This is a genomic window from Paraglaciecola sp. L3A3 (genome assembly GCF_009796765.1).
GTDB lineage: Bacteria > Pseudomonadota > Gammaproteobacteria > Enterobacterales > Alteromonadaceae > Paraglaciecola.
In genome coordinates this window covers 5102833-5128555 of record NZ_CP047023.1, presented here as the reverse complement: position 1 = coordinate 5128555, position 25723 = coordinate 5102833, and the positions used below count along the sequence as shown (strand labels likewise).

The following is a 25723-nucleotide window of genomic DNA, read 5'->3' as shown; positions in this document are numbered from 1 at the left end:
TATGAATTCCTGTATGATTCATTATATATAGTTAACCGTTTTAAATGGTAATGGTTGGTTATACCGTTACAGAAACCACCAAATTGAAGAGTAAAAAACAATGCCAAAGTTAAGATCAGCTACCACAACACAAGGGCGTAATATGGCGGGTGCCAGAGCTTTATGGCGCGCCACAGGTATGAAAGACGGCGATTTCCATAAGCCGATCATAGCCGTCTCTAACTCATTTACCCAGTTTGTGCCGGGCCACGTACATTTAAAAGATATGGGCCAATTGGTAGCCCGTAGCATTGAAGAAGCTGGCGGTGTAGCCAAAGAATTTAACACTATTGCTGTAGACGACGGAATCGCTATGGGCCATAGCGGTATGTTATACAGCTTACCTTCACGTGAAATCATTGCTGATGCAGTGGAATATATGGTTAATGCTCACTGTGCAGACGCAATCGTGTGTATCTCAAACTGCGACAAAATAACTCCAGGCATGTTAATGGCGTCGATGCGCTTAAATGTGCCAGTTATTTTTGTTTCTGGTGGACCAATGGAAGCCGGAAAAACCAAGCTTTCAGACCAAATCATCAAACTAGATTTGGTTGACGCTATGGTTGCTGGTGTTGATGATAATGTAACTGACGCAGACAGTGAGCAAGTTGAACGTTCGGCGTGTCCTACTTGTGGTTCATGTTCTGGTATGTTTACGGCAAACTCAATGAACTGCTTAACCGAAGCCCTTGGTTTATCTTTGCCTGGTAATGGTTCTATGTTGGCGACTCACGCCGACCGTGAAGGTTTATTTAAACAAGCAGGTTCACAAATTGTTGAGCTATGTCGTCGTTATTACGAAGAAGACGACGAGTCTGTTTTGCCGCGTAACATTGCGAACTTTAAAGCTTTCGAAAATGCTATGACCTTGGATATCGCCATGGGCGGGTCAACTAATACGATTCTTCATTTATTGGCCGCAGCCGTTGAAGGTGAAGTGCCCTTTACCTTAGAAGATATAGATAGGCTGTCTCGTAAGGTGCCACATTTGTGTAAAGTTGCTCCATCCACTCCACAATACCATATGGAAGATGTGCATCGTGCTGGTGGTGTATTAGGGATTTTAGCTGAATTAAACCGTGCTGGATTGTTACACCCTGATACTCCCCACGTATTAGGTAAAACGCTAGGTGAAGTGATAGGTGAGTGGGATATTACTAATCCAGCTAACGAAAAAGCACTTGAGTTTTATAAAGCTGGCCCTGCTGGTATTCGTACTACCAAAGCTTTTAGCCAAAATTGTCGCTGGCCAACTGCTGATACCGACCGTGAGAATGGTTGTATCCGTAACCGTGCCAATTCATTTAGCGAAGAAGGTGGCTTAGCTGTCTTATTTGGCAATATTGCTGAAAATGGCTGTATTGTTAAAACGGCTGGCGTAGATGAATCTATTCACAAGTTTACTGGCCGTGCGCGTATTTTTGAAAGCCAAGACACAGCTTGTGAAGCTATTTTGTCTGATAAAATCGTTGCAGGTGATGTAGTGATTATTCGTTACGAAGGCCCTAAAGGCGGTCCTGGTATGCAAGAAATGTTATACCCAACCACCTACTTAAAAGCTAAAGGTTTAGGCAAAGAATGTGCATTAATCACTGATGGTCGATTCTCAGGTGGAACTTCAGGTTTGTCTATTGGTCACTGTGCGCCAGAAGCGGCTAGCCAAGGTGGTATTGGTTTAGTTGAAGAAGGTGACACTATCTTAATCGATATCCCAAATCGTAAGATTGGCATTGATATTAGTGACGCTGATTTACAAACTAGACGTGACGATATGAATAACAGTGCTAGACCTTGGAAACCTGCAACTCGCGTGCGTAAAGTTTCCTTAGCCCTTAAAGCTTATGCTTTATTGGCTACTAGTGCAGATAAAGGCGCAGTACGTGACGCCTCTATGTTGGAAGATTAAATGACACTTTCAGCCAATGATTATTTAAAGCGTATTTTATTGTCGCCCGTTTATGATGTGGCGGTGAACTCTGATTTGCAAAAATTAGATAAGCTGTCTGCTTCTTTAGGTAATGAGATTTGGCTGAAGCGTGAAGACCAACAACCTGTTAAGTCTTTTAAATTACGTGGCGCCTATAACAAACTCAGTCAATTAACCGATGAGCAGTTAAAAGCGGGCGTAGTGGCGTCTTCTGCTGGCAATCATGCCCAAGGTGTGGCTTATTCTGCAAAACGTAAAAAAATTATGGCGACTATCGTCATGCCTGAAACCGCACCCGACATTAAAGTTGAAGCGGTTCGTGAGCTGGGCGGCGAATATGCCAAGGTAGTTTTACACGGCACCAGTTTTGACCAAGCCAAAGATGAAGCTTTACGCCTGTCGCAAGAATTTGGTTATACCATGGTTGCGCCCTTTGATGACCCTGATGTCATTGCTGGTCAAGGTACAATTGGCCGTGAACTACTAGAACAAAACCCTGATCTCGATACCTTATTCATCGCAGTGGGCGGCGGCGGCTTAATTTCGGGTATCGCGGTATTTTTAAAACAGCTTAAGCCTGATTTAAAAATTATTGCCGTTGAGTCTGAAGAGTCAGCTTGTTTACAAGCGGCTATGCAAGCAGGCAAACCTGTACCTTTGAATCATGTGGGAATTTTTGCTGACGGTGTAGCCGTGAAAATTATCGGCGAAGAACCCTTTCGTTTATGCCAGCAATATGTCGATGAAGTGATCACAGTTAGCACTGACGAAATTTGTGCTGCAATCAAAGATATTTTTGATGATACCCGGGTAATTGCTGAGCCTGCCGGTGCTTTGTCTGTAGCCGGTATTCGTAAATACTTAAAAACGCATCCAATGACAGGCAAAAAGTTTGGCGGTATTTTATGTGGTGCCAATATCAACTTTCATACCCTTAGGTATGTGTCGGAACGTTGTGAATTAGGTGAGCAAAAAGAAGCCGTTCTAGCTGTGAAAATTCCAGAGCGTAAAGGAGCATTTAAAGCATTTTGTGATGTATTAGGCGGTCGTGCTATTACCGAGTTTAATTATCGATATTCAACAGATCGTGAAGCGCACATTTTTGTTGGCATTAAATTACGTGAAGGCAAAAAAGAATACGTAGAGCTAAGTGACAAGCTAAATCAACAAGGCTATCAGTGCTTTGATTTGTCTGATAATGAAATGGCTAAGTTACATGTGCGTTATATGGTAGGCGGTCGCCCCCCTAGTTTGTTGACCGAAAAGCTATTTTCTTTTGAATTTCCAGAACACCCAGGTGCGTTAATGAAGTTCTTAAATACCCTTGGCGAAACTTGGAACATCACCCTATTCCACTACCGTAATCACGGTGCTGCCGAAGGGTTAGTTTTAGCTGGTTTTGATATTGCTGACGAGCAACGAGCTGAGTTTGATCAGCACTTGGCTAAATTGGGTTATCAATACCAAGAACAAACCAATAACCCAGCCTACAAGTTTTTCTTATCTGATTTGAATGGCGTGTTTGCAGAGTAGATGACCTATGTGCAGCGCCACTTATGCGCTGCGTTTATGGGGAATGTTCTGCGCAAATAGTGCATCGCTTCGCGACATGGTATGTGCTTAGCTTGCAAGACCATTCACTTGGTTCACAGCTATCTCGGTAACTGCTTTCTGCGTTATTTTACCTTTCTCTATTCTTGGCGGTCGCATACGGGGTTTATAAGGTATACTTGCGGCACTCGTTACTTTTAATAAGACTCAAAAATAACAATCTTAGATTAACATAATAAGTGCAATTTCTTAGATCGAAGTGACCAGTTGCTATGGTTCATATTATTTTTAAATAGTATGAACCATAGGTAGTGTAGATGACTAAGTTTGAAGCCTTTCAATTATCTAAGAGTGAAATGAGTTTATGCAGATAGTAACTCTTCTTGAATTTTTTGATTCTGCAAAATTTGCTCCTTTAGAAATTCAGCATCTCGGCCTACATGGAAAAACCGGCCCGATCCCCATGTATTCATCCAATTTAAGCCCAAGAAATATAAGCCATCGACAGGACTAACCCCACGTTTTTCCAAAGGTAAGCCTCGCTCATCAAAAGCTGGTAATTTAACCCAGTTGAAGTTCATTCTAAAACCAGTGGCCCAAATGACAGTGCTGATATTACTGGTATTCATATCAAGTACTGCAGGTGAGTCGGGTAGGTAGTTTGAGTGCACATTATCATCAGCGGGTGCTTCAATATGATTAAGCTGAATATACTCTTCAATTTTGTCAGTAATACGTTTAGCTGAATCATCAGCTGCATCTAAATGTTTCGCTAGATCATCTACAAAGGTGGCTACGCCATTTTGAACAGGACCCAGTTGTCCATAAAGTTGCATGCCTTGTTCAGCAAAAATACGCAAATTCAAATCTCTGCCACCATCTCTTCCGGTTACATAATGATTAGTTGAATGAGGGGCATTCGCACCGTCAGGGTGTTTGTCGATAGTTGTGTTGTAGTAGTTCATATCTTCAAGCCACTGCACAACATCTTTGCCGCGGTAACGTCTATTGACTCGTGGAGCACTGCCCACGCATAGGTGTACCTTTCGCCCTTGCAAATGAAGATCTTCGGCTATTTGTGCGCCGCTTTGACCTGTGCCCACTACCATCACGTCACCTTCGGGTAATGACGCGGCATTTTTATAATCACGTGAATGAACATGCTTTATCTTGGCTGGCATGTTTTTGGCTGCGGGTAGAAAAAATGCTTGATGATAACTGCCAGAAGCAAGTACCACTTGTTCAGCGGTATAATGATTTTTAACACCCTTGTTGTCAGTTTCTACATGAAAAAGCCCGTCAACTTTGGTAATAGAGCTAACCACGCTATTAAACACAACAGGTGGTTTAAATGAATCGAAATAAGACTGTAAATAGTCAACTATTTGCTCTTTAACCATAAAGCCATCTGGATCATCACCTTGATAGTGGTGACCGGGCAGTTGGCATTGCCAATTAGGTGTGACTAAACAAAATTCATCCCAACGTTCGTTTTTCCAGTTGTAAGCAATTTCATTGTTTTTTTCAATCACTAAGTGAGAAACGTTTTCTTGCTTTAAGTGATAGCTCATAGACATACCTGCTTGCCCTGAACCCACAACAATAACAGTGTAATGTGTAGAGTTAGGTGAAACGGAATGTGCGGTTGAAAGTGTCATGGTGTTACTCCTTATTGCTTGAAAGAGGTAACAGAAACTTTACCGTCTTTGTGAGTGTTTATGAGTTGAGTGTATTTGTTCTGAATTTTTGATTGTTCACCACTTGCCGCTGAACAATAAAAACCAAAACTGGCTTTAACCCGTTCAGATGCAGCAGTGAGGGCTTTGTCGACCTCTTGCTTAAATATATCAAGATCGTATTCAATGCCTTTTTCTAAAAAGTTATGAATGATGGTTGATGGCGAGTAATACTCAACGATTTCGCCATCGGGCCAATTAACTGTGAAGTTTACTGCTGGCATAAGTTGCTCCTTAAAGATGGGGCATTACCCATATTAGTCAGTTGTTCTTGTTTGATATCCCAAAATTCAGCTGTAGCGTTTGGGGTTTGAATATTGATTTTTCCACTGTTGTTAAACGTGCCGACTTCAGCGCAAGTGAGGTGGCTGTCGGAAAAATACTGATTAAGTTCAGATACCTTATTTGCAGGCACAGCAAGTAAAAAACCAAAACTTTGAAAGGCTCTGAGCCAGCGAATATTTTGCTGCTTGTCTGGGGCAGGAATGTCCTCTAAATTGATAGTGACGCCACACTTGGTAAGTTCGATCATCATAATTAATGTACCCAAAATACCCCCGTTACTAATATCTTTAGCTGCCACTGCGAGATCTTTTTCGGCTAAGTCGGCTGGTATGCGCCACTGTGTTTGTAGCTGTTCGTTGGTTTTACCTTGTACACATCCCCAGTAGGGTAAATCGCCATGCCAACTGCCAGTCAGGTCGGTTAGCATAAAAAGTTTGTGTTCTGGTTTTATGTGGTAACACGACAGTAATTTTTTGGCATAGCCAGTTATAGCCACAGCTAAATTAGGCTGCATGGATGGATTGATACTGCTATGCCCGCCAGAAAATTTCACCCCAAAAGCTTTGCATGCACGTTTTATATGAAAGATTAATTCTTCACTTTGTGTCGTGTCGTTATGCCAAAAGGCATTGGCAATAGCTGTGGGTCTGCCGCCCATCGCTGCAATATCGCTGACATTGGCCATAACAGATGACCAACCTGCTGCTCTGGGATCTTGTTGCACAAAATTAGGTAACATGCCTTCCATTGCTAATAGCTGATAACCATCGCCGGTGCTAAACGCGGCACAATCATCGCCGGGTAGGCCATACAGCTCTTCAAGGTTTGCCAGCGCATTCTCATTACTTACTGAGTCTGCGTTTGAATCAAGTTGACTTGCTTGATTGGTTTTGTCATAAGCATGGGCTGCGGCTATTTTTATCGACCTTTTGGCCTCGATTTCAGGTAGCTGCCTTAAGTTGTCGCACAAGGATTCAAGCTCTTGTTGAAATGCTAGTTCGGCGTTATAAGTCGCTTGGCAATGATTCATTGTGGATCCCTTGGCATAAATGGGTACTTGTCTAAATTCGCTTGCATATGCACATGAGGTTTTCCGGCAACGTCTATGTGACCCAAGGTTTTCCAATGTACTGATTTAAAGTAGGTTTCGTTTTGCGGTTGTACTGTCGCCAAAAAGGTTTTACAGCCTAAGTCTTTGGCGCGAGATACCGCTTCGTTAATTAGAGCTTTACCAATACTTTGGTATCCGCGATAACTGCGAGCCACGCAAAGTCGGCCGCCATACCAAATATTGTTGTTATCACCTTGGTCTGGGGCTTTATAAATACGCACTGCGCCTGCAATTTCTTCACCGATAGACCAATTAGCCGCGACGGCAATAATAGGAATGGCTTGGAAATCTTGAATGTCTTTTTCTTTGCCCGCCAAGATTGTTTGTTCTTGGGTAAATGTTTTACTACGTAGCTGAAAGTACTCTTGTTTTTCCCATTGAGACATCGCTACTTTTACTTGAATATGTTGCGATCGAAAACTTGGAAATATATCGTTAAGTACGGCAAATTTAGCTTTGGCCATGGTGTTGCTCCTATTCGTAACTTTCTATTCGTAACTTTTCATTGATGAGCAAGCTCCGCATTTAGCGCAGCCTGCTTTTAAAGAGTCAGATGTCATCATTTTTTCTTTTAGTAACGGGCCTAAAGTCGAAAAAATACGCTTTAACATATTCGGATCTGGCATCGGATAGTTTTCAAGTGGTGTACCAGCGACTGGGGTAAATGGCACAACAAAAGGGTAAACCCCTAAATCGATCAACATTTCACTGACTGATAAAATTTCTTCTTCTGTATCGCCTAGTCCAGCGAGTATGTAAGTACTGACGTTTCCCCGTCCAAATACCTTAACGGCTGCTTTATAAGCAGAGATATAACGAGACATAGGTACGCTGGCTTTACCAGGCATGATTGCTTCGCGCACTCGCTGACTGACCGCTTCTAAGTGCATACCAATTGCATCTACCCCTACATCTTTTAAGGCCTGAAACCAAAAGTCTTCTTCGGGGGGTTCACATTGCACTTGTAGTGGAATATCTACCACAGCCTTAACGGCTTTGGCACTGTCTAGCAACATTTTGGCTCCGCGGTCTTTTAAGTTTGGCGTACCGGTTGTCATGATCATTTGGCTAATACCATCGAGCTCAACTGCGGCTTTGACGACTTCAGCCAGTTGCTCAGGCTTTTTGTGGGCTATGGTCGTACCATTTTTTAAGGACTCTTCAATGGCACAAAACTGACAAGATGTGTCTCTATTGCCATACCGTACACATTTTTGAAATACAGTTGTGGCCAGTACATTTTTACTATGTAAGGTGGCTATTTTTGAATAAGGAATACCGTCAGCGGTAGATAATTTATAAAAGTTGGGTTGGCTAGGTATGGTGGCCTTGTCGACTAATTCGTCGTTTTGGTAAATTAAAACCTGTTCTTTGTTATCGCTATAGGTCGCTGAATAGTTTGACTGTTTAACTTGTTCGTTAAAAATCGGCACCATAGTGGTTTGATTTGAAAAGTTAAAGGCTTTGTGATCAGTTGGACCCGCCCCGCCTTTTCGATTTAAGTCGTATTCGTCCATATCAAACCAGCGTATACCTAAGGTTTGAATGTCAGTTAGTTGTTGTTTATTCAGCCCCATGATTAGCTCTCTTCTGAAAGTGTATTGGCGATGTTTGTTTGATTTTCTGCACTGGGCATACTCGAAAATGTATTCATATCATGGGTGTGTGCAGTAGGTGTTTTGTTTATGAGCAGACTTAATAATTCTGGGCGACTGTAGTGGCCAACTGAATCCATCATGCGTTTACGTTTACTGATTAAACTTAAATCTAACTCGGCTACACAGGCGCCTTCACCCGAATCACTGCGTAATGTTTCGCCTAATAAACGACCTTCTGGAGAAACAATTGCGGTAAAGCTACCGCCACTAATGGCTTCTATAGGGCAACCTGTGTCATCAATTATCTGTTGTTGTTGTTCGGGGCTTAACCAACTGGTGGCATTCACCACAAAACAGCCGCTTTCTAAAGCGTGGTGGCGAATGGTTACTTCAATTTGTTCGGCAAATATTTCGCCTACCAGCGAGCCAGGAAACATACTGACATGAATTTGTTCATGGTCAGCCATTAACGCATAACGTGCTAATGGGTTGTAATGTTCCCAACAAGCAAGCGAACCTACTCGGCCTACTTTTGTGTCCACGGCTGCTAAACCTGAGCCATCACCTTGTCCCCAAACCATACGTTCATGATAGGTAGGCGTGATTTTTCGCCTATGTTGTACAAGAGTGCCATCGGCATCAAATAGCAGTTGGGCGTTGTATAGGGTTTTGTTATCAAGCTCGTTAATTCCCACTGATACCACCATATTTGCCGCTTTAGCTGCATCAGAAATTTGCTGGGTATAAATTGACGGAACTTGCACACTTTCTTGCATTAACAAAAGGTGCTGCTTGCCCATTTGATAAGGGGCTTGAACAAACGAAAAATAAGGATAATAAGGCACTAGTGTTTCTGCAAAAACAACAAATTCAACGCCGTCCTTACCCAGTTTTTCGATCCAGTCACATATTTTGTTTACAGTACCTGCGCAAGAGTAAAGTACCGGGCTGCACTGAACTGCAGCTGCCATTATTTTTGTCATTGGTTGTGCCTTATTAACTTATTTTATCGAACGATTTGCAGTGATCTAAATCTAGATAACCTGAATTCAGGTTAGATAGGTTTAGCTAGTCCAGGTGTGAACCACAAATGCGTTTTCTTTTGCCATTAGCAGTTGTAAGTCCATTACGTCTAAAGGGTTAATTGGACGAATACCTTCCATCAATGCTTTTTCTGTTTGCCCGTACAATGCTTGTAGCGCAAAACGACATGCGTAAACCTCACCACCTTCATCCATAAATTGTTGAATTTGAGTGTTGTATGCCAAATTACCTGGGAACGCTTCAGACCCTAATTTTGGGAATCCACGTTGTACACCTAACAGCACGCCTGGGCCGTATAATAAAATTTTTGTTTCAAAGCCTTTACGTTGTAAGCGTTTAGCTTGTAATAAGTTGACCAAACCAATCGATCCTTCAAATGCAACGGTATGAAATGTGATTAACGCTTTAGCACCTGGCTCTGCTTGTACGTCTTCAAATACTTTTTCTTCGTAATCAACAAGAAAATCTCCAGTTTTATGCTGTTCTAGTTCAACTTTTGGCATGTTTCATTCCTCTAGGGTTATTTTGTCTATCGTGATAACAAAATTGTTAGTTCACTGATTTACCTATTGCTACAACTGTGCCAACAGTGAAATAAAATATTATTTCTTTATAATTCAATGGCTAAGGTGTTTTTCTTGTTTTTAAGATAAAAACATAAGTTACTCAATATAGTATTAATTACGAAATTGCGTATTAAAATACGTATTTGAGTTGTTTTTTTTCAGGGCAAATAAATCACATTGATATTTTGTTGGGGAATAAATTTTTTCTAGTTTTTGGAATTATAAATCTATATTTAATAGGCTCTGTAATAGCTATGAAGTAAGTTGAGTTTTCTACGATATTGAGTAGGATAATAATCTGCAAAACGTTATGATTCATTTCATTCGATAAATTACATAGAACACAATAGGCGCAGATAGGGTTATGGAACATCAATTAGATACAACTGATGACTGGAACAAGTTGGTATATTGGATGCGAAATGCAGCGTTTGAACATTGCCCAGAAGCGTTGATGCTGTTAGACCCAATAGAAAACAAATACATTGATTGTAATGTCGCGGCTTCTTCTTTATTAGGTTATCCGCGGCAAAAAATATTAATGATGCCTATTTCTGATATTCATCATAAAGATTTAGGTGAGTTGATTGTTTTTACAGAAGAAGTGCTAATTTACGGCAAAGGATCGAGTTCAAAAATCCGCTGTAAAAATGCTGATGGCAGTTATATTGCGGTTGAATTACAAGCAGCCAGAACCGTTATTAATCAACGAGAATTAGTCATTTTAAGCTTAAAAGACAGTGACGTTGAAAAACAAAAATATGAAACTAAAGAAATAAATCGTATTTCTAGCACTAGTTTATTGGAGCTTAAACACTTAGAGAATTTATACCATCAGCATAAGTTCGATAATGCTTTGATGTTATCTTCGGTTGGAGATGGCCTTTATTGTGTTGATACCGAAGGCTTGTGTACTTTTATGAACCCTGCCGCTAAAAAATTGCTGGGACGAACCAATGAAGAAGTGCTTGGGCAAAATGTTCATTATATTCACCATCATACTCGAGATGACGGCACGCATTATCCTGTAGAAGATTGTCCAATTTATGCCGCTGTGCGAGATGGCGTTATCTATGAAGGTAAGCAAGAATTATTTTGGAAACACGATGGCCCGCCTTTTCCAGTTGAGTTTACCAGTACGCCAATTATATCCGACGGCAAAATTATTGGTGCGGTAGTAGTGTTTAGAGATATCAGTGATCGTTTGAAAACAGAGCAACATTTAAACGATACATTAACTGAGTTAAACGAACTCAAAGCGCGTCTCGAAGATGAAAATGCCTATTTACAGCAAGACTTTTTAATCGAAAAGAATTTTCATGGCATAGTGGGCGAAAGTACTGCCATTAAACATATTATGCAGCAGATAGACTTGGTCGCTAAAACCGAGGCCAATGTATTAGTTACCGGGGAATCGGGCACGGGTAAAGAGTTGGTTGCCATGGCGATACATGAAGCCAGTAACCGCAAAGATAAATCTCTAATACGCGTGAATTGTGCGGCTATTCCTCACGAATTATTCGAAAGTGAATTTTTTGGCCATATCAAAGGTGCTTATACTGGGGCTATACGAGACCGAATTGGTCGTTTTGAATTGGCTGATGGGGGTACTATATTTTTAGATGAAGTGGGTGAAATCCCGTTAAATTTGCAAAGTAAATTACTAAGAGTCATTCAAGAAGGTCAATTCGAACGAGTAGGTGAAGAGAAAACGCGAACAGTTGATGTGCGGATAATAGCGGCAACGAATAGAGATTTAAAACAAGAATCGCTAAATAATAGCTTTAGAGAAGATTTATATTTCCGCTTAAATGTTTTCCCAATTCATTCTCCAGCATTACGTGAACGGGCTGGTGATATTGCTTTGTTGGCGGTACATTTTTTAAATAGAGAATCTCAAAAAAATGGTATCGCCCCTCTTAAACTAAAAAAATCGACTTTAAAGCAAATAGAGCAGTATGCCTGGCCGGGTAATATTCGCGAATTGCAAAATGTAATGGAAAGGGCCGTCATTACAGCGGTAAATGGCGTGGTTCAGCTAGATTTACCTAACCACTCTGAAACTATGGCTGAACCTGCAGGACAAGAAAGTATCATGCCTTTATCAATCATTTCAGATGAAAAAATGCAAAAAATAGTCGAGAAAAATATGCTCGCGGCATTAGAGCAATGCCATTGGAAAATATTTGGTGACAATGGCGCTGCAAAGTTATTGGGTATGAAACCCACTACATTAACTTCGAGGATCAAACGGTTGGGTCTTTCAAGGTAATATTTTATTTAAAGATATTTCTAAATAAAATCACTACAAGTAAATTGTTAATTTGTATTCTTTGAGGTTTTCCACAAAGTTCCGTTTCTTAACATTGAATTTATATTAACCATGCCACTTCAACCTTCACGAGAAGCTATGATTAATCGTACTCCGTCGGTACAGCAGTTTTGGAACGACAATGATTAATTACTCAGCCAAGCATGGAAAGAGTGAATTCTTTGATCCTGAACGGTTGGTCGACTTGCGTTGCTATTTGGAAAGAGGCTAGGAATACACAAACCCACCCTATGGTATAGTGTTAAATCGTCGTGGCGCTATTTTAGATAAGTGTTCAGAAGGTTACATAGTTACACCGAGCTTTCAGGCTTTTTATCGTGATCTTTTAGATACCTCAATCCGTCCACATACCGATGCATCTGCAGTGACTTTGAATGTTAATTTAAACTTACCCGATGAGCAGTTTATCGATTCTATTTACGGCAAAGTTGTCGGTTTAGGTTTTACGCTAGGCTGTGCAATGCTCCACCGTGGCGATCTTGTTCATGCTGCCATAAGGTTTTGAGCCTATAGCGATTGACGCCCATGACCGCTAAAGAGTGTCTACTTCAGTTAAATATGAATTTTTGCCTTTTAGCATGATAGAAGTAGGTGACAAACTTAATACAACATAAGCACGCATGCGCTAAGCTAGCTTTAATTTGGTTTTACTAGGGTTTTAAAATATAAATCCAATAAGCCTTGGTTATCTACATCAATACAAACTTGTTGCTTAGGTTTCTCTTGCCAGTCGTCTACAGGAAAGGCTTTTTCGGCGGTTTTACATAATGTCATGCCAATCGCTGGCCCTGCACATATCACTCTTATTGGCCCTTGTTGTACTGTAAATAATTCGGGCGCTAGTACATAGGCCACCGCTGATGAGTCATGTACATAAAAGCCATCTAAACCTGCGCTTTGTTTGTGAAAATCACTATAAAAACGGCTAATTTGATAAATGAACTCACCGTAATTCGCTGACTGTTCACGCAACTCTTGGATATAAGTATTGGTCATGATGCTTTGTTGAGTAACATCTAAGCCAACTACTGTCACTGGCCACTCTTGAGTGAAGACTATATCTGCAGCATGGGGGTCGCCAATAATATTAGCTTCGGCATAGGGGCTAACATTTCCGGTGTGGCCGTTATGTCCAAAGGCCCCGCCCATCACCACGACTTCTTTTACTAAGGCAGCAATATCTGGCGCTTTTTGTATGGCTAGGGCTAAATTGGTTAAACGTCCTACTGCCACAAGGGTAATTTCGTTAGGATGAGCACGCACAGTGTCGATGATAAAGTCACAAGCACTCCGTGGATCGGCTACTATGGGTAGGTTATCAGGAAGGTCAATATCTCCTAACCCATTCTGCCCATGTACAAAGGTAGTGGGTTCGCCAGCAGGTACCACTAAAGGATCGCTCGCCCCAGTACAAACGGCTGCAGAAATAACAAACTTATGTTTTAAGTACAAAGCGTTACGGGTGGCATTTTCGATAGTGGCATTGCCAAACACTGTGGTGATACCTAGCAAGTCTATTTTGCCGCTAGCTTGGGCAAACAGTATGGCCATCGCATCATCTATGCCCGGATCGGTATCAAAAATTACTTTCTTTTTCATGCTGAATTGCCTTATTTAAATTTCTGCTTTTGTTAGGGATATTGTGCTTGCTCTTTTTTCTAGCAGCAAACAGGTGGCCACTAACAAACCGACTAATACAAAACCAATAACGGTCATTAACATGGCGCTACTTACACCAAATATTGATACTACTAAAGCAGATAACGCTGGAGCTATGGTGCTACCGACAGTCGCAGAACAAAGTAAAAAGGTGACTAAAATGGGTGGTGCATTTTGGATTTGTTGCGAGCCTACTGAAATCCCTAGTTTGAAGATACAAGACGTCATAAAGCCTAATGCCAGAGTCACTGTTAAGAACCATTGTGGATCTTGGGAGGTGTACAGCAAAATAGACAGAATGACGGCGATAATGATGACTGTCACTAGTAAAGGCCTAGTGGGTATTTTCATCACTAATAATGTCACTGTTAATAGGCCGAATACTGAAGGTCCCCAATAGTTACCTACGGCTGCTGCAGCTTGACTGGCATCTAAATCTAACGCTTGTTGCAAGTAGTTAGGTGCCCAAGTTAGAAAGGTGGTTTGGGTTGTCAGGTAACAACATAAAGCTAAGGCAATAATGAAGACTCGGGGTGTCCATATTTTAGTCGTGCTTGCACTTGCGATTCCTGCTAACTCTTTAGGTTTTGCCACTTCGCGGTTTTCTGGAAAGGCTAAAGTAAAAGTTGCTAACAATATTAATAGGGCTAATCCCCCTACTGCACCATAACCGATAGTCCACTGGTGATTGGCCGCTAATAATGCAATTGCCAGTGATGGAAACATAAATCCCGCTAAACTAAATGAGCAATCTGTGGCTAAAAAAGCCGAAGCCCGTTTTTGCTCGTCATACAATTTTGCAATTAATACTGCCCCCCCAGCTAGCCCTACTCCACAACATATTCCAAGGGTAAATAGATAAACCGACACCACCCATTGCACTCGGATATCTAGCATTACGAGAAAAATTAGTAACAGTAAAAATGTTAGGTAATTACATTGAAAAATGTGCTTAATAGGAAAACGGCTATAAACCCACATAGCGACGAAAGTGCCAGCAAAAGTCCCGCCCGTAAGTAGTGAAAACATAGATGCCGCAGTGGTAACAGGGATATCAAGATAAGTTGCCATAGGCGATATCAACACACCTATTTGGGTCATCAGTCCCGACATCACCATATAAGTCATAAATGCGACTATGGTTAAAAATACTTTATTCATTCTGGTCTATTCCCATTGTGTTAACTCACCGCTTAAGGTTGATAGAGTGCGTTGACTCCACCCTTTGACTGTTCCAACCATTGCTGGCGCCGTGCAAATAAAGCGGGAGCCGCGAGATTTACTTGGTCGATTAAGTTTTGCATATCGTGCTCGAGTAACTTGCCCTTTTCGACTAAAATCTTACCGGCCACCATAGTCATATCGACATCTTGGCCCTGTACGGCGTGCACCAAATTATAATGAATGTTCATCAGCGGCCCTTGATCAATCATGGGTGTCATACGGGGTGTATCATGGCGAATGGCAATCATGTCAGCTGATTTTCCTACTTCTAATGAGCCAGTTATTTGCTCTAAACCTAGGGCTTGTGCACCACCTATTGTTGCCATGCGGCATATATCCCAAGCGTCAAGAGCGGCGGCATCTAAACTGGAAAATTTAGCTAATAAAGATGAGACTTTCATTTCTTCAAACATATCTAAATTATTGTTTTCTTTTTCGCCATCTGTACCTAAACCAACTGCCACACCTGCTTTTAACATCTTGACTATGGGCGCTGCCCCAGAGGCTAATTTCATATTGCTAATGGGATTATGGGCAACCCCAATATTGCGCTGGGCCATTAGGGCTATTTCACTGTTGTCGGCCCATACACAGTGGGCTAATAGGGTTTTAGGTGCATTCAGTAAACCAAATTTTTCTAAGGCTTGGATTGGCCTGATTTGATATCGCTCTAGGGTTTGTTCAACATCGAAACGGCTTTCGTTGCTATGGGTATGAAAACCCACTTGATAATCACGGCATAAATCGCCAATGCGAGTTAAGGCTTTAGGTACTGCATAAAATAAGTGTTCAAGGCCCACCCATACTTGAATTCGGCCATCGGCTTGTTGATGCCAGCTATTAATTAAGGCTTCATTACTGTCTAGGGTTTCAAAATAATTGTGCTCTGGGTGTTCAGCTACGTAAGGTACTAAACAAGCTCTAATGCCGAGTTGCTTGGCCGCTTCAGCGCTGCCTTCCATATGACGCCACATATCAACAATACAAGTGGTGCCAGACAGCAGGGCTTCTGCATAACATAACCATGAAGACAAACTGGCGTCTTCTGGGGTTAATACTCGATGCATTGGATCAATATATTGCTGTAACCAATCCCACACAGGTAGGCCTTCGGCTGTGCCACGTAACATACCTGAGTGGCAGTGAGTATTGATAAGTCCAGGCATGAGGATACTTTTTACCAAGGTTTTGACTGGCAGATGGGCATGCTCAGCAAGTAACTCACTGGCTTTGCCTATTTGTTGTATTTTGCCATGCTCAACTAACACAGCCCCCTCTTTGATGATGGTGTTATTACTGTCCATAGTGACAATATAATCTGCTTGATAAAGGGTTGCTGTCATGATTGATGAACCTTTGTTTGTTCAGGGGCGTTATTAAAAATGGCATTAAGTAAAATGGCGGTGCAAACACTTAAGATGATGCCACTGTCAGTAAAGATATGGCTCCACTGTGGTAAGTGTTGAAAATAAGTGGGGGCTATCATGGGGATCAGACCAATTCCTAAACTGGCAGATACCACCAATAAATTTGAGCGAGAATGAGTAAAATCTACATCACTTAAAATACGTACCCCCATTAATGCTACTGTGCCAAACATCACCATAGCGGCTGCACCTAATGCGTATTGAGGAATCGAGGCGATAATAAATGCCATCTTAGGAAAACAACCAAGGGCAATTAAAATAAAGGCTCCGGCGGCGGCGACATAACGACTTTTCACCCCGCTGATAGTGACCAAACCAATATTTTGCGAAAAGGATGTATAAGGGAATGCATTAAACAAGCCGCCTAATAAGGTGCCCAGTCCGTCTGAACGTAAGCCCCTCACTAGTTGTTTTTGATCGACTTCTTTGTCGACCAGTTTACCTAGTGCCAAAAACATACCCGTTGACTCAACCATAGTCACTAACATCACTAATGACATGGAACATATCGCAAAAAAGTCAAAGGTAGGCATGCCCAGACTTAAAGGTTTGATTACCGCAAACCAAGACTCTTGCTGAATGCCATCAACAGATACGTCTCCTAATAACCAGGCGGCAACAAAGCCGGCGAGCATGGCAATCAGTACAGATACATTACTTAAAAAGCCTTTGGCAAAACGGTTGATAAGTAGGATTAAGCTGAGCTGGAGTAAACTAACCAATAAGTAAATAGGTTTACCAAAATCGGGATTTGGTGAACCATCCGCTAAAGTAGCACTGCCACCAGCCGACCATTCAATGGCGACTTTCATTAGACTAATGCCAATCACTAATAACACTGAGCCTGTCACTACAGGTGGAAAAAACCTAAGTAACCTGCCCATAAGTGGTGCAAATAGAATACCCAAAATGCCCGAAACTATGATCGCACCGTAAATACCCGGCAGGCCAAGTTCTGGGTTCATGCCGATAGCAATCATAGGGGCGATAGAGGTAAAAGTGACGCCCATCATTATAGGCAAACGAATACCAAAGTACCGATTACCAAAACATTGCACTAAGGTGGCTAAACCTGCGGCAAATAAATCGGCGTTAATAATTAACGACAAGGTTTCTTTAGGTAGGTTAAGAGCAGCCCCCAAGATTAAGGGCACAATAATACAGGCTGAGTACATCACTAAAACATGTTGCAAGCCAAGTAACATGGTAGGCGCAAGAGGCAAACGTTGGTCAACAGGATGAATGCCCATGCTTTTTGTTGTTACGTCAACATCAGACATAAAATTCACTTTATAAGCTAGGCAATAAGACTAATTTACTCCGATGCAAATAGTGTGCAAAATGGGAAGTATTAAAAATTTTAATAGTTCTGAATCGTAATGCGTCTATCTCTGGAACAATTAGCTGCTTTTTGTGCGGTAGCCAATGAAAAATCCTTTTCTGCTGCGGCTCGTAAATTGGGTAAATCTCAATCTGCTTTAAGTATTGCTGTGGCTAATTTAGAGATTGACTTGGCTGTGAGTTTATTTGATCGCAGTGGCCGCTATCCAGTGCTGACTGCTCATGGAGAATCTTTGCTTCGAGATGCCGAGGCTATTTTGCATCAATGTTCGTCCATGGAGAACCGAGCCAATAGCTTAGCGGCTGAACTGGAAAGCCAGCTAACCATCGCTATCGATGACACTATTCCTTTTCAATTGTTGAATCATAATTTAGCAGGGTTTGCTGATACATTTCCTTTTGTTGACTTAAACATTCTGCATCCCTCGTCGCAGTATATTCAACAACTTATCGAAAAAGGCGATGCTTCACTGGGTATTATGTGTGCAGGTACTCACTATCCTAAAAATATCCAATTTAAAAGACTAGGTAATATAGTTTTTACTAATGTAGTGCAACGAAATCACCCTTTAGCACAATTAGAACAAGTGAATTTTGATCAGCTTAGTCAGCATAGACAATTAGTATATTTACCTTTGCAAGATAAGCTGCCCACCAGTGAATATCTGAACGGGACGAATCAATGGAGAATGGAAAGTTATTTGGCGTTGATGAATATGCTATGTGCAGGTATGGGTTGGGCCACAGTGCCTAAACAATTGATTGTTGATTTACAGTTACAAGAGCAAGTCACAGAATTGCAGCTGTCTTCATACCCGCATACCGAATGGACAGTGGGCGTAGATTTAGTCTGGTCCTCAAGTGAACGCCTTGGACAGGCAGGCAACTGGTTACGTGATGCCCTAAGCTTAACTTCAATATAAACAGAAGCTTGTCAGTAAAATAAAGTTCAATTCTGAATTTCATCTTGTTATTTATATATATTGAGCTTGTTTTCATTGTATTCGAGTGTGTTTTTATTACCCTGTAATTCCTCAATTGTATGGTTGTATGGTTGAATGGTCACTGAGTAAAGTGATTGGCATAGTGAAGTATTAACCGCATTGTCTGTTCAAAGGATAGGAGTGACACAATGAATTTAATTGAGCTAATAACAGAGTCTTCATTTACAGAAATAGCCGCACTTTTAGTGTTAGCTGCACTAATGGGCTTTATTGGCTTATTATTAAGGCAACCCCTTATTGTTAGTTTTATCGCCGTTGGACTCCTTGCAGGGCCTTCGGTGCTTGATATTGTGCAATCCAAAGATCAAATTAAACTTCTTTCTGAATTAGGTATAGCAGTACTTTTATTTCTTGTAGGTATCAAATTAGATGTAAAATTAATTAAATCTATTGGTACCGTGTCTGTTCTGACTGGTCTTGGTCAAGTTGCCTTTACTTCTTTGTTTGGTTATTTCATTGGTGTGGCTATTGGCTTAGAACATATTACTAGTCTTTACGTTTCAGTCGCCCTTACTTTTTCGTCTACCATCATTATTGTTAAGCTGCTATCTGATAAACGTGAAATTGAATCTTTGCACGGGCAAATTGCCCTAGGATTTTTGATTGTGCAAGATCTTGTAGTGGTGCTAGCTATGATTGTACTGGCAACTATCGGCATAGGAGCTGAACATGGAACGAAAAACTCGTCAATTTGGCAGGTTGTTATTTCTGGCGTGGCCTTATTAGGTTTTGTCATTGTATTTGTGCGTTACATTGCCAACCCGCTTACTGAAAAACTAGCCAAAGCACCTGAGTTGTTGGTGATTTATGCCATTGCTCAAGCAGCACTATTTGCAGCCATAGGAGACATAGTCGGCTTAGGTATGGAAGTAGGTGGTTTGTTAGCTGGTGTTTCTTTAGCTTCCACCCCTTATCGAGAAAGTATTGCTGCTAGGCTCGCCCCCTTACGTGATTTTTTATTGCTGTTTTTCTTTATCGCTTTGGGGGCCACATTAGACTTATCTTTACTCGGAGCACATTTATCAGGGGCAATGATATTCTCGCTATTTGTGCTTATTGGTAACCCACTTATTGTGATGTTAATTATGGGGCTAATGGGTTATGGAAAAAGAACAGGGTTTCTTGCTGGTTTGACGGTTGCTCAAATAAGTGAGTTTTCGTTAATATTTATCGCTATGGGCATCAGTTTAGGTCACGTACCCCAAGATATACTGGGCTTAGTGACTTTGGTGGGTATTATCACCATTGCTGCTTCAACCTATATGATTACCTATTCACATCAACTCTATTCTATATTTGCGCCCGTTCTTGGTTTATTTGAGCGTACAGGTGCGCCTCGAGAAAAAGCCTCTGATGAACATAGTGATGATCATTATCCAGTGATTATATTTGGTTTGGGACGCCTTGGTACAGCGATTGCGATGCAACTCAAAGAAAAAGGCATCAAGGTGTTGGGCATTGATTTTAATCCGTCGGCGATAAAACATTGGAATTATTTAGGTTTAGATTGTGAATACGGCGATGCAACCGACGCTGAATTTATCCTTGAGTTACCTTTAGGTCATGCTCACTGGGCTGTGTCGACTATTCCTCACTTACATACTGGTTTGTCGTCTGAGGATACCCGAAGAACCGTGGTTCAGTTAACCCGTTCGGCTGGCTATAAAGGTAAACTTGCTGCGGTTTCACAAAGTACTGTTGACACTGAAGAGTTAACCTTGCTTGGAGTTGAGCTTATTTTAGAGCCCTTTCAGGATACTGCAGATCGAGCGGCGAATATGCTTTTAGAAGGTCTTGATGTGCAATCAAGTATATAGGTCATAAGGAGATCACAAAATGAAAAGGTTTAAGAACGTACTTTACGTAATGAACAATCATATTGATAAACCGTCGCCCTCTTTGTTGCGTACAGTTTCTTTAGCTAAAAATAACCAGGCAGATCTAACATTACTGCTGGTGCTGCCAAAACTTTCATTACCATCTTCTGCCATTAAAATTGGTGTTTCTAAAGGTGAAATTGAAAAATTTGCTTTAGCACGAGAACAAGAGAATTTGCAGCAGCTTATTAGCGAATTAGATAAAGAGGTTAACGTTAAAGCAGAGATTAAAATCGGTAAACGATATCTCGAAAGTATCCGCGTAGTGTTGGCTGAAAAATTTGATATGTTGGTTAAAGAAGTCGACAAAGTGAGTTGGTTAGATCGTTTGATTACCAGTGATGATATGCATCTTTTACGTAATTGCCCGTGCCCTGTTTGGTTAATGAAAAAAGATGAAAAGCTCAATTATAAGCAGGTATTGGCGGCTGTAGATTTTGATTCAGGAGAAGATGAGAGCTGTAACGATGAGCTGAATAATATGATAATCGATCTCGGTTGTGCAGTTTCGTTAGCTGAATTTTCGACTATGCATGTGGTCAATGCCTATAATGCGCCTGACGCTGGGTTTATTAGTCTGTGGGTTGATGAGCCTGATAAAGTCGAGAAAGAACTATATGAATCTGAGTATCGTAATAGTCAATATAAAATGGACAAACTGCTTAATGGTTTAAAACAAACTTTGGGGGATGAGTCCTTTAATTTTTTGTCCCTTCGCTCCCATATAGTGAAAGGAGTTGCGGGTGAAGAATTACCCAAAATTGCGCAAAAAATTGAAGCAGACTTAGTTGTGATGGGCACGATTGCTCGCACAGGAATTGCCGGCCTTGTTATTGGCAATACTGCTGAAACTATTTTAAATCAATTAAATAGCTCTGTTTTAGCAATCAAACCTAAAGGTTTTGTTTCACCCATAGGATAGTGACAGACTTTGCAAAAGACATTGGAAGTATAGTCAGTGGATAAATATTACGATTGGTTGGCATAACAAGTAAGGTAGTACAGCTAGACAAATGTATATTTGTCTAGCTGTACTGATTATTTATGGAGTATAAATAAACGGCGTACCTGTTGCAGGATCAATTCTATCTAGTGATGGGCCTTCATAGCTATTGTTCAATAGCTCCACCACCGCATCTCCATATTGTTTAAACCAAAAATCGCCGAGCATCTTTAAGTGTTTTATATTGGTTTTACTGATATCGTCCATGGCATCATCTGGCGCTTGAAGTAAACCTGGTTGGGTACGCATTTCGGCGTTTACTCTAATATATTTACCCGGTTGTGTGATGGTAATGGCTTGATAAGCAACTACTTTTTCATCGGATAATAAATCGATTAATTGTCCTTTTAACATCCATTGTACCGCCCCCCATTTTTGTGAATCTGGTCCATTAATTTTACGAGTATGGGATCCTGTACCTATAGATAATACTCTTTTCTCGCTGGTGGGCCATAGGCGACAAGCTTCCGCGTAAGCACACATTGTAGGGTTGTTGGCAATTACGCCGCCGTCTATTAACCAGTGTTCGTCTTTTTCTGGTGGTAGCTGTAATTCCTTAGTAGGAAAATAAGTTGGAGCCGCGCTAGAAGCATCGGCAATTTGGTAAGAGAATAAATTTTGATATTCTGCTTTGGTGGATTTAAACACATAAGGCCGACGTTTTTCTACCCCGTAAGCCACTGCTAATATATGTTTACCTTCAGCTACATCACCGAGCTTAGCAGTGCCCAAGCTATCTTTTAGTATTGAGGTTTTACCTTTTGCTTCGTATTTTGGAGCATTGATGCCGTCTACTTCAAACCAACCTTTATTGTCGGCGAATATTTTTTTAGCATTGCTGTAATTGTACAAATTATTGATATCGCCCATGGCCATATCTGTAGTGGCCAAAGCTAATGCTATAATGCCACCTGTACTTGTGCCTGCATAAAAATCAGTACAGTCTCGTAACGATTTCTGGTGTTTTGTTGATAGCTGTTTTTCTACATGAGTTAAGAATTGGCTGATAGCGGCACCACGAATTCCGCCTCCATCAAGAGATAAAATGAGCTTAGACATATCACTTCCTTATTTTATTTTGCATTAATTAAATCAATCGAGGGTGGATACTGCTGCCCTGTGTGAAATATAAGCATAGCCAAATTCTTAAGGTGTTTGCTTGTTTTTGGAAAATATTTATAGTGAGAGTCTGGCAACTGGATTGCAGGAAGAAGTTTTATAGAAGCCTCTGTTAAGCAGAGGCTTAAGTTTGGATATGGTTAAATTTGTTTTAAACGTTGGATTATTTCAGGTTCTATTAATTTAATAACATCAGAGCGAAGGGATTCACTGAGTTCTGCATGCTGTAGTTGTCCTTTCTCATCAATATCTACCAGTTGCTGTTCTTTTAGCGCTGTAATAAAACACCCCAATACATTTTTATCAAAAAATTCTGGTGAGCTGAGGCCATGCAAACTAGATAGCCGTTCAGCAAAGTGTCGACTATTTTGTTCTAACTCACTGCGGCTGATACTGCCTTGCTTCGATAACAGAGTCAGTACTACCGCATATCTGTGTAATGTTTCACGTATTCCGCGGCTTAACAACCAAGCGCTATAAAATTCTTCACTAGATGGTGAAGGTGGCTGAATTTTATTTCTTTCAGCAACCAATAAGCCCATGTTTAACATGTTATCTAATAAAAATTCTGCATACGAAGACCCTTGCTCTGAACTCATATATAAAAATAATTCACGTTTTAACAAAGGATAAAGTTTAGCTACTAATAATAATATTTGTTTTTTAGCTAAGCCATTATGGGAAAATACAATGGCTGCTATCAGGCTTGGTAAAACAAAAAGATGCTGAATATTGTTGCGGTAGTAGGTTAACGCCACTGCATTTTGATTTTTTAGTGAGATTATTTTTCCATAGCTATCTTCGGTTACGGTAAATTTATTGAGTTTTAGAGTATTGGATAAAAGCTCTTTACCACTCATTTGTGGAATAGTCGCTCTATTGCTATAAGGGGCGTCTTTTAACAAGGTTAGATAATGCTCTATTGCTTGTTCTAGCTCAGATTGAGCCATGGCGTGTTTTTTGGCTGACAACAAACAAGTTGCACAAATTGCCATACCACTAATCGCTGCTGCTTGATTAATTTTACTCATTACATCAGTGGCTAATTCGTTCACTACAGGTGTTAACCACTGTGGTCGGCTATCTGAGTTTTGTTCGCGGTATTCTCGCCAATTAGGTTCATGTTGATCTAGGTAATTTGCAAGGTTGATTGGTTCCCCAAAATTAAGATGGCCAATACCATAATTTTTTAGTTTTTTGATAGCCGAGAATATTTGCAGAAATGATTCTTTTTTCTTGCTGGTACCTTTGAGTTCTTTTAAATAACTAGATACTTCCATGACATGATCGTAACCGATATAAACAGGCACAATGCTGACGGGTCGATTTATTCCTTTAATTAGACCTTGTAGGGTCATGGCAAGCATACCTGTTTTTGGCGGAAGTAAGCGTCCAGTTCGGCTACGGCCACCTTCGGGGAAATATTTCACCGAGTAACCTTTATTAAAAAGTAGCTCTAAGTACTCTCTAAATACTGCGGTATATAGCTTATTACCAGCAAAACTTCGACGTATATAAAATGCTCCTGCTTTGCGAAGCAAACCACCAACAGGAGGAAAGTTGAGGTTTATGCCTGCCGCAATATGGGGGGTGACTAAACCTTCGTGGTAGATAACGTAAGTCAGTAATAAATAGTCCATATGACTTCTGTGGCAAGGCACATAGATGATCTCGTGGCCATTTTGAGCAAGTTCTCGAACGGTCGCTGCATGACCTATTTCGATGCCATTATATATTTTGTTCCAGACCTTAGTTAAAACGCTTGAACCCCATCTTACTATGCCTTCTCGATAGTCTGCGGCGATTTCAGTTAAATATTCTTTAGCTTGTGCTTTTGCTCTTTGTTGGGTGATCTTTTTATGGCTAGCTTCTTCTGCTATGGCCAACGAAACGGATTCAGAGCCTAATACAGCATTATATAGTTGATAGCGTTCTAGTCGATTGGGCCCAGCTATAGCTTGTTGGCGACGATGAAAATGTGTACCTGCCACTCGAATTAATTTGCGGGCAATTTCATCATCTGCCCCTTCAAGGTTACTCATAGCCCTAGATGAAACCGGCTTGCTATAACAAACAAAGTTGTCACGACCTAAAAGTAAAACGATAAAAAACTTTCGCAACCAGTTAGGTGAAACTTGGTTGGCTATAACGTCTGACCAGCCAGACATGTTTTTACCCGGTGCCCGGCCCCAGTGAATTGAAACAGGCACTATTTGAATATCTAAATCAGAATTTTCTCTGTGTAATTTAAATAACCAAGAAGCATTTTCTTCAATATTGGTATTTTTAATTTTTCTATTTAACAGCGAACTTGGATTACGTAAAAAAAGACAAGGTGGAAATTCAGTATCAGCTATATCGACTTGAGCTGTAGGTTTAGGTAAACCAAGGCTTGCCGCGGATATTTTTAGTGCTAGCTGGTCAGTCACTGAGTGGGTTCTAAGTAAATAAACGATTGGTTTAGATTTATCTATGCCTAGTTCAGTTTCTAAATCTGCTGGGATACTTTTGACCTTTACTAGCCATTTGATGGGAATGGTTACCATTGCAAATAGCAATCTATTCACCCTTTTCATACTACCGACCTTACTGTTCTTGATTACTTGCGAAGGATAACATAGGGAACGACATCTATAACCTGAACTCTGGATAAATTGTGTTCATCTGTAGCATTTTTGAACGTTTGACAGCCTTGCTTTTGGCCAAGGTACAAAAATGCTTAAAGTATTTCTTAAAGCCACACTACTCTTTTATTTTCTAGTTAGCTTATCACTTTCGAAACTTATGGGGTCACACTGAACCCAGCTAATTAATTATTTCTAAAATCAATAATGGTTATTAATTTTTATTTTACTTTGTAGTATGTTGAATGTTGAC

The 25723-nt window shown here is 40.8% G+C and carries 19 protein-coding genes and 1 pseudogene; 7 read left to right on the top strand and 13 right to left on the bottom strand.

Going from position 1 to position 25723, the window contains the following annotated elements; genetic code table 11:
- Positions 1 to 100: 100 nt before the first annotated feature.
- Positions 101 to 1948 (top strand): dihydroxy-acid dehydratase, encoded by a 1848-nt coding sequence (gene ilvD, locus GQR87_RS21405; protein WP_158972700.1) that lies wholly within the window; start codon positions 101 to 103, stop codon positions 1946 to 1948.
- On the top strand, positions 1949 to 3502 hold the full coding sequence (gene ilvA / locus GQR87_RS21400; RefSeq protein WP_158972699.1) for a threonine ammonia-lyase, biosynthetic: 1554 nt from the start codon (positions 1949 to 1951) through the stop codon (positions 3500 to 3502). It begins immediately after the preceding gene.
- Positions 3503 to 3882: 380 nt separating this feature from the next.
- Here ilvA and GQR87_RS21395 read toward each other — a convergent pair whose 3' ends face one another.
- The 7 genes from GQR87_RS21395 to GQR87_RS21365 form a co-directional block, all read right to left on the bottom strand.
- On the bottom strand, positions 3883 to 5178 hold the full coding sequence (locus GQR87_RS21395; RefSeq protein WP_158972698.1) for an MSMEG_0569 family flavin-dependent oxidoreductase: 1296 nt from the start codon (positions 5176 to 5178) through the stop codon (positions 3883 to 3885).
- Between the two features lie 11 nt (positions 5179 to 5189).
- Positions 5190 to 5480 carry an MSMEG_0570 family nitrogen starvation response protein gene (locus GQR87_RS21390; protein WP_158972697.1) on the bottom strand — a complete coding sequence of 97 codons (291 nt, stop codon included), beginning with the start codon at positions 5478 to 5480 and terminating at the stop codon, positions 5190 to 5192.
- On the bottom strand, positions 5468 to 6571 hold the full coding sequence (locus tag GQR87_RS21385; RefSeq protein ID WP_158972696.1) for a sll0787 family AIR synthase-like protein: 1104 nt from the start codon (positions 6569 to 6571) through the stop codon (positions 5468 to 5470). The genes GQR87_RS21390 and GQR87_RS21385 overlap by 13 nt, the downstream gene beginning before the upstream one ends.
- Positions 6568 to 7116, bottom strand: coding sequence for an MSMEG_0567/Sll0786 family nitrogen starvation N-acetyltransferase (locus GQR87_RS21380; protein WP_158972695.1), 549 nt, complete (start codon positions 7114 to 7116; stop codon positions 6568 to 6570). Before GQR87_RS21380 ends, GQR87_RS21385 begins: the two co-directional genes overlap by 4 nt.
- Before the next feature lie 24 nt (positions 7117 to 7140).
- The gene (locus tag GQR87_RS21375; RefSeq protein WP_158972694.1) at positions 7141 to 8229 is read right to left on the bottom strand and encodes an MSMEG_0568 family radical SAM protein; all 1089 of its coding nucleotides are present in this window, start codon (positions 8227 to 8229) and stop codon (positions 7141 to 7143) included.
- A gap of 2 nt (positions 8230 to 8231) precedes the next feature.
- Positions 8232 to 9233: a Nit6803 family nitrilase gene (locus tag GQR87_RS21370; protein ID WP_158972693.1), complete on the bottom strand. Its 1002-nt coding sequence runs from the start codon at positions 9231 to 9233 to the stop codon at positions 8232 to 8234.
- Between the two features lie 81 nt (positions 9234 to 9314).
- The gene (locus GQR87_RS21365; RefSeq protein WP_158972692.1) at positions 9315 to 9797 is read right to left on the bottom strand and encodes an MSMEG_0572/Sll0783 family nitrogen starvation response protein; all 483 of its coding nucleotides are present in this window, start codon (positions 9795 to 9797) and stop codon (positions 9315 to 9317) included.
- Between the two features lie 427 nt (positions 9798 to 10224).
- On the opposite strand from GQR87_RS21365, the gene GQR87_RS21360 reads away from it, so the two are divergent.
- Both GQR87_RS21360 and GQR87_RS22500 read left to right on the top strand, forming a co-directional pair.
- On the top strand, positions 10225 to 12132 hold the full coding sequence (locus tag GQR87_RS21360; RefSeq protein WP_158972691.1) for a sigma 54-interacting transcriptional regulator: 1908 nt from the start codon (positions 10225 to 10227) through the stop codon (positions 12130 to 12132).
- A 111-nt stretch (positions 12133 to 12243) separates the two neighbouring features.
- Positions 12244 to 12685: pseudogene (locus GQR87_RS22500) on the top strand (2OG-Fe(II) oxygenase); the annotation flags it as partial.
- 143 nt (positions 12686 to 12828) lie between these two features.
- On the opposite strand, the gene GQR87_RS21350 reads toward GQR87_RS22500, so the two are convergent.
- Genes GQR87_RS21350 through GQR87_RS21335 form a run of 4 tightly spaced genes read right to left on the bottom strand, consistent with a single transcriptional unit; the run spans position 12829 to position 17782 of the window.
- Complete coding sequence (locus GQR87_RS21350) at positions 12829 to 13791, bottom strand: nucleoside hydrolase (RefSeq protein WP_158972690.1); 963 nt, start codon at positions 13789 to 13791, stop codon at positions 12829 to 12831.
- A 15-nt stretch (positions 13792 to 13806) separates the two neighbouring features.
- Positions 13807 to 15012, bottom strand: a complete 1206-nt coding sequence (tsgA, locus tag GQR87_RS21345; RefSeq protein ID WP_158972689.1) for an MFS transporter TsgA — start codon at positions 15010 to 15012, stop codon at positions 13807 to 13809.
- Between the two features lie 32 nt (positions 15013 to 15044).
- Positions 15045 to 16418: an amidohydrolase family protein gene (locus GQR87_RS21340; protein ID WP_158972688.1), complete on the bottom strand. Its 1374-nt coding sequence runs from the start codon at positions 16416 to 16418 to the stop codon at positions 15045 to 15047.
- Positions 16415 to 17782 carry a nucleobase:cation symporter-2 family protein gene (locus tag GQR87_RS21335; RefSeq protein WP_158972687.1) on the bottom strand — a complete coding sequence of 456 codons (1368 nt, stop codon included), beginning with the start codon at positions 17780 to 17782 and terminating at the stop codon, positions 16415 to 16417. The genes GQR87_RS21340 and GQR87_RS21335 overlap by 4 nt, the downstream gene beginning before the upstream one ends.
- Before the next feature lie 99 nt (positions 17783 to 17881).
- Here GQR87_RS21335 and GQR87_RS21330 point away from each other — a divergent pair, with 99 nt between their 5' ends.
- The 3 genes from GQR87_RS21330 to GQR87_RS21320 all read left to right on the top strand — a co-directional run bounded on the left by GQR87_RS21330 (position 17882) and on the right by GQR87_RS21320 (position 21646).
- Positions 17882 to 18766 carry a LysR family transcriptional regulator gene (locus GQR87_RS21330; protein ID WP_158972686.1) on the top strand — a complete coding sequence of 295 codons (885 nt, stop codon included), beginning with the start codon at positions 17882 to 17884 and terminating at the stop codon, positions 18764 to 18766.
- A 209-nt stretch (positions 18767 to 18975) separates the two neighbouring features.
- Positions 18976 to 20664 carry a cation:proton antiporter gene (locus GQR87_RS21325; protein ID WP_158972685.1) on the top strand — a complete coding sequence of 563 codons (1689 nt, stop codon included), beginning with the start codon at positions 18976 to 18978 and terminating at the stop codon, positions 20662 to 20664.
- A gap of 19 nt (positions 20665 to 20683) precedes the next feature.
- A complete protein-coding gene (locus GQR87_RS21320; protein ID WP_158972684.1) occupies positions 20684 to 21646 on the top strand; it encodes a universal stress protein in 963 nt (320 codons plus the stop codon).
- A 120-nt stretch (positions 21647 to 21766) separates the two neighbouring features.
- Here GQR87_RS21320 and GQR87_RS21315 read toward each other — a convergent pair whose 3' ends face one another.
- Positions 21767 to 22786 (bottom strand): patatin-like phospholipase family protein, encoded by a 1020-nt coding sequence (locus GQR87_RS21315; protein ID WP_158972683.1) that lies wholly within the window; start codon positions 22784 to 22786, stop codon positions 21767 to 21769.
- A gap of 200 nt (positions 22787 to 22986) precedes the next feature.
- A complete protein-coding gene (gene plsB, locus GQR87_RS21310) occupies positions 22987 to 25422 on the bottom strand; it encodes a glycerol-3-phosphate 1-O-acyltransferase PlsB (protein ID WP_158972682.1) in 2436 nt (811 codons plus the stop codon).
- Between the last annotated feature and the right edge of the window lie 301 nt (positions 25423 to 25723).

Coding starts and splice junctions, on each gene's coding strand:
- GQR87_RS21335 (WP_158972687.1), bottom strand. CDS start 17,782: ATGTCTGATGTTGACGTAACAACAAAAAGCATGGGCATTCATCCTGTT.
- GQR87_RS21380 (WP_158972695.1), bottom strand. CDS start 7,116: ATGGCCAAAGCTAAATTTGCCGTACTTAACGATATATTTCCAAGTTTT.
- GQR87_RS21350 (WP_158972690.1), bottom strand. CDS start 13,791: ATGAAAAAGAAAGTAATTTTTGATACCGATCCGGGCATAGATGATGCG.
- GQR87_RS21315 (WP_158972683.1), bottom strand. CDS start 22,786: ATGTCTAAGCTCATTTTATCTCTTGATGGAGGCGGAATTCGTGGTGCC.
- plsB (WP_158972682.1), bottom strand. CDS start 25,422: ATGAAAAGGGTGAATAGATTGCTATTTGCAATGGTAACCATTCCCATC.
- GQR87_RS21390 (WP_158972697.1), bottom strand. CDS start 5,480: ATGCCAGCAGTAAACTTCACAGTTAATTGGCCCGATGGCGAAATCGTT.
- tsgA (WP_158972689.1), bottom strand. CDS start 15,012: ATGAATAAAGTATTTTTAACCATAGTCGCATTTATGACTTATATGGTG.
- GQR87_RS21375 (WP_158972694.1), bottom strand. CDS start 8,229: ATGGGGCTGAATAAACAACAACTAACTGACATTCAAACCTTAGGTATA.
- GQR87_RS21320 (WP_158972684.1), top strand. CDS start 20,684: ATGAAAAGGTTTAAGAACGTACTTTACGTAATGAACAATCATATTGAT.
- ilvA (WP_158972699.1), top strand. CDS start 1,949: ATGACACTTTCAGCCAATGATTATTTAAAGCGTATTTTATTGTCGCCC.
- GQR87_RS21340 (WP_158972688.1), bottom strand. CDS start 16,418: ATGACAGCAACCCTTTATCAAGCAGATTATATTGTCACTATGGACAGT.
- ilvD (WP_158972700.1), top strand. CDS start 101: ATGCCAAAGTTAAGATCAGCTACCACAACACAAGGGCGTAATATGGCG.
- GQR87_RS21395 (WP_158972698.1), bottom strand. CDS start 5,178: ATGACACTTTCAACCGCACATTCCGTTTCACCTAACTCTACACATTAC.
- GQR87_RS21365 (WP_158972692.1), bottom strand. CDS start 9,797: ATGCCAAAAGTTGAACTAGAACAGCATAAAACTGGAGATTTTCTTGTT.
- GQR87_RS21325 (WP_158972685.1), top strand. CDS start 18,976: ATGAATTTAATTGAGCTAATAACAGAGTCTTCATTTACAGAAATAGCC.
- GQR87_RS21360 (WP_158972691.1), top strand. CDS start 10,225: ATGGAACATCAATTAGATACAACTGATGACTGGAACAAGTTGGTATAT.
- GQR87_RS21385 (WP_158972696.1), bottom strand. CDS start 6,571: ATGAATCATTGCCAAGCGACTTATAACGCCGAACTAGCATTTCAACAA.
- GQR87_RS21330 (WP_158972686.1), top strand. CDS start 17,882: ATGCGTCTATCTCTGGAACAATTAGCTGCTTTTTGTGCGGTAGCCAAT.
- GQR87_RS21370 (WP_158972693.1), bottom strand. CDS start 9,233: ATGACAAAAATAATGGCAGCTGCAGTTCAGTGCAGCCCGGTACTTTAC.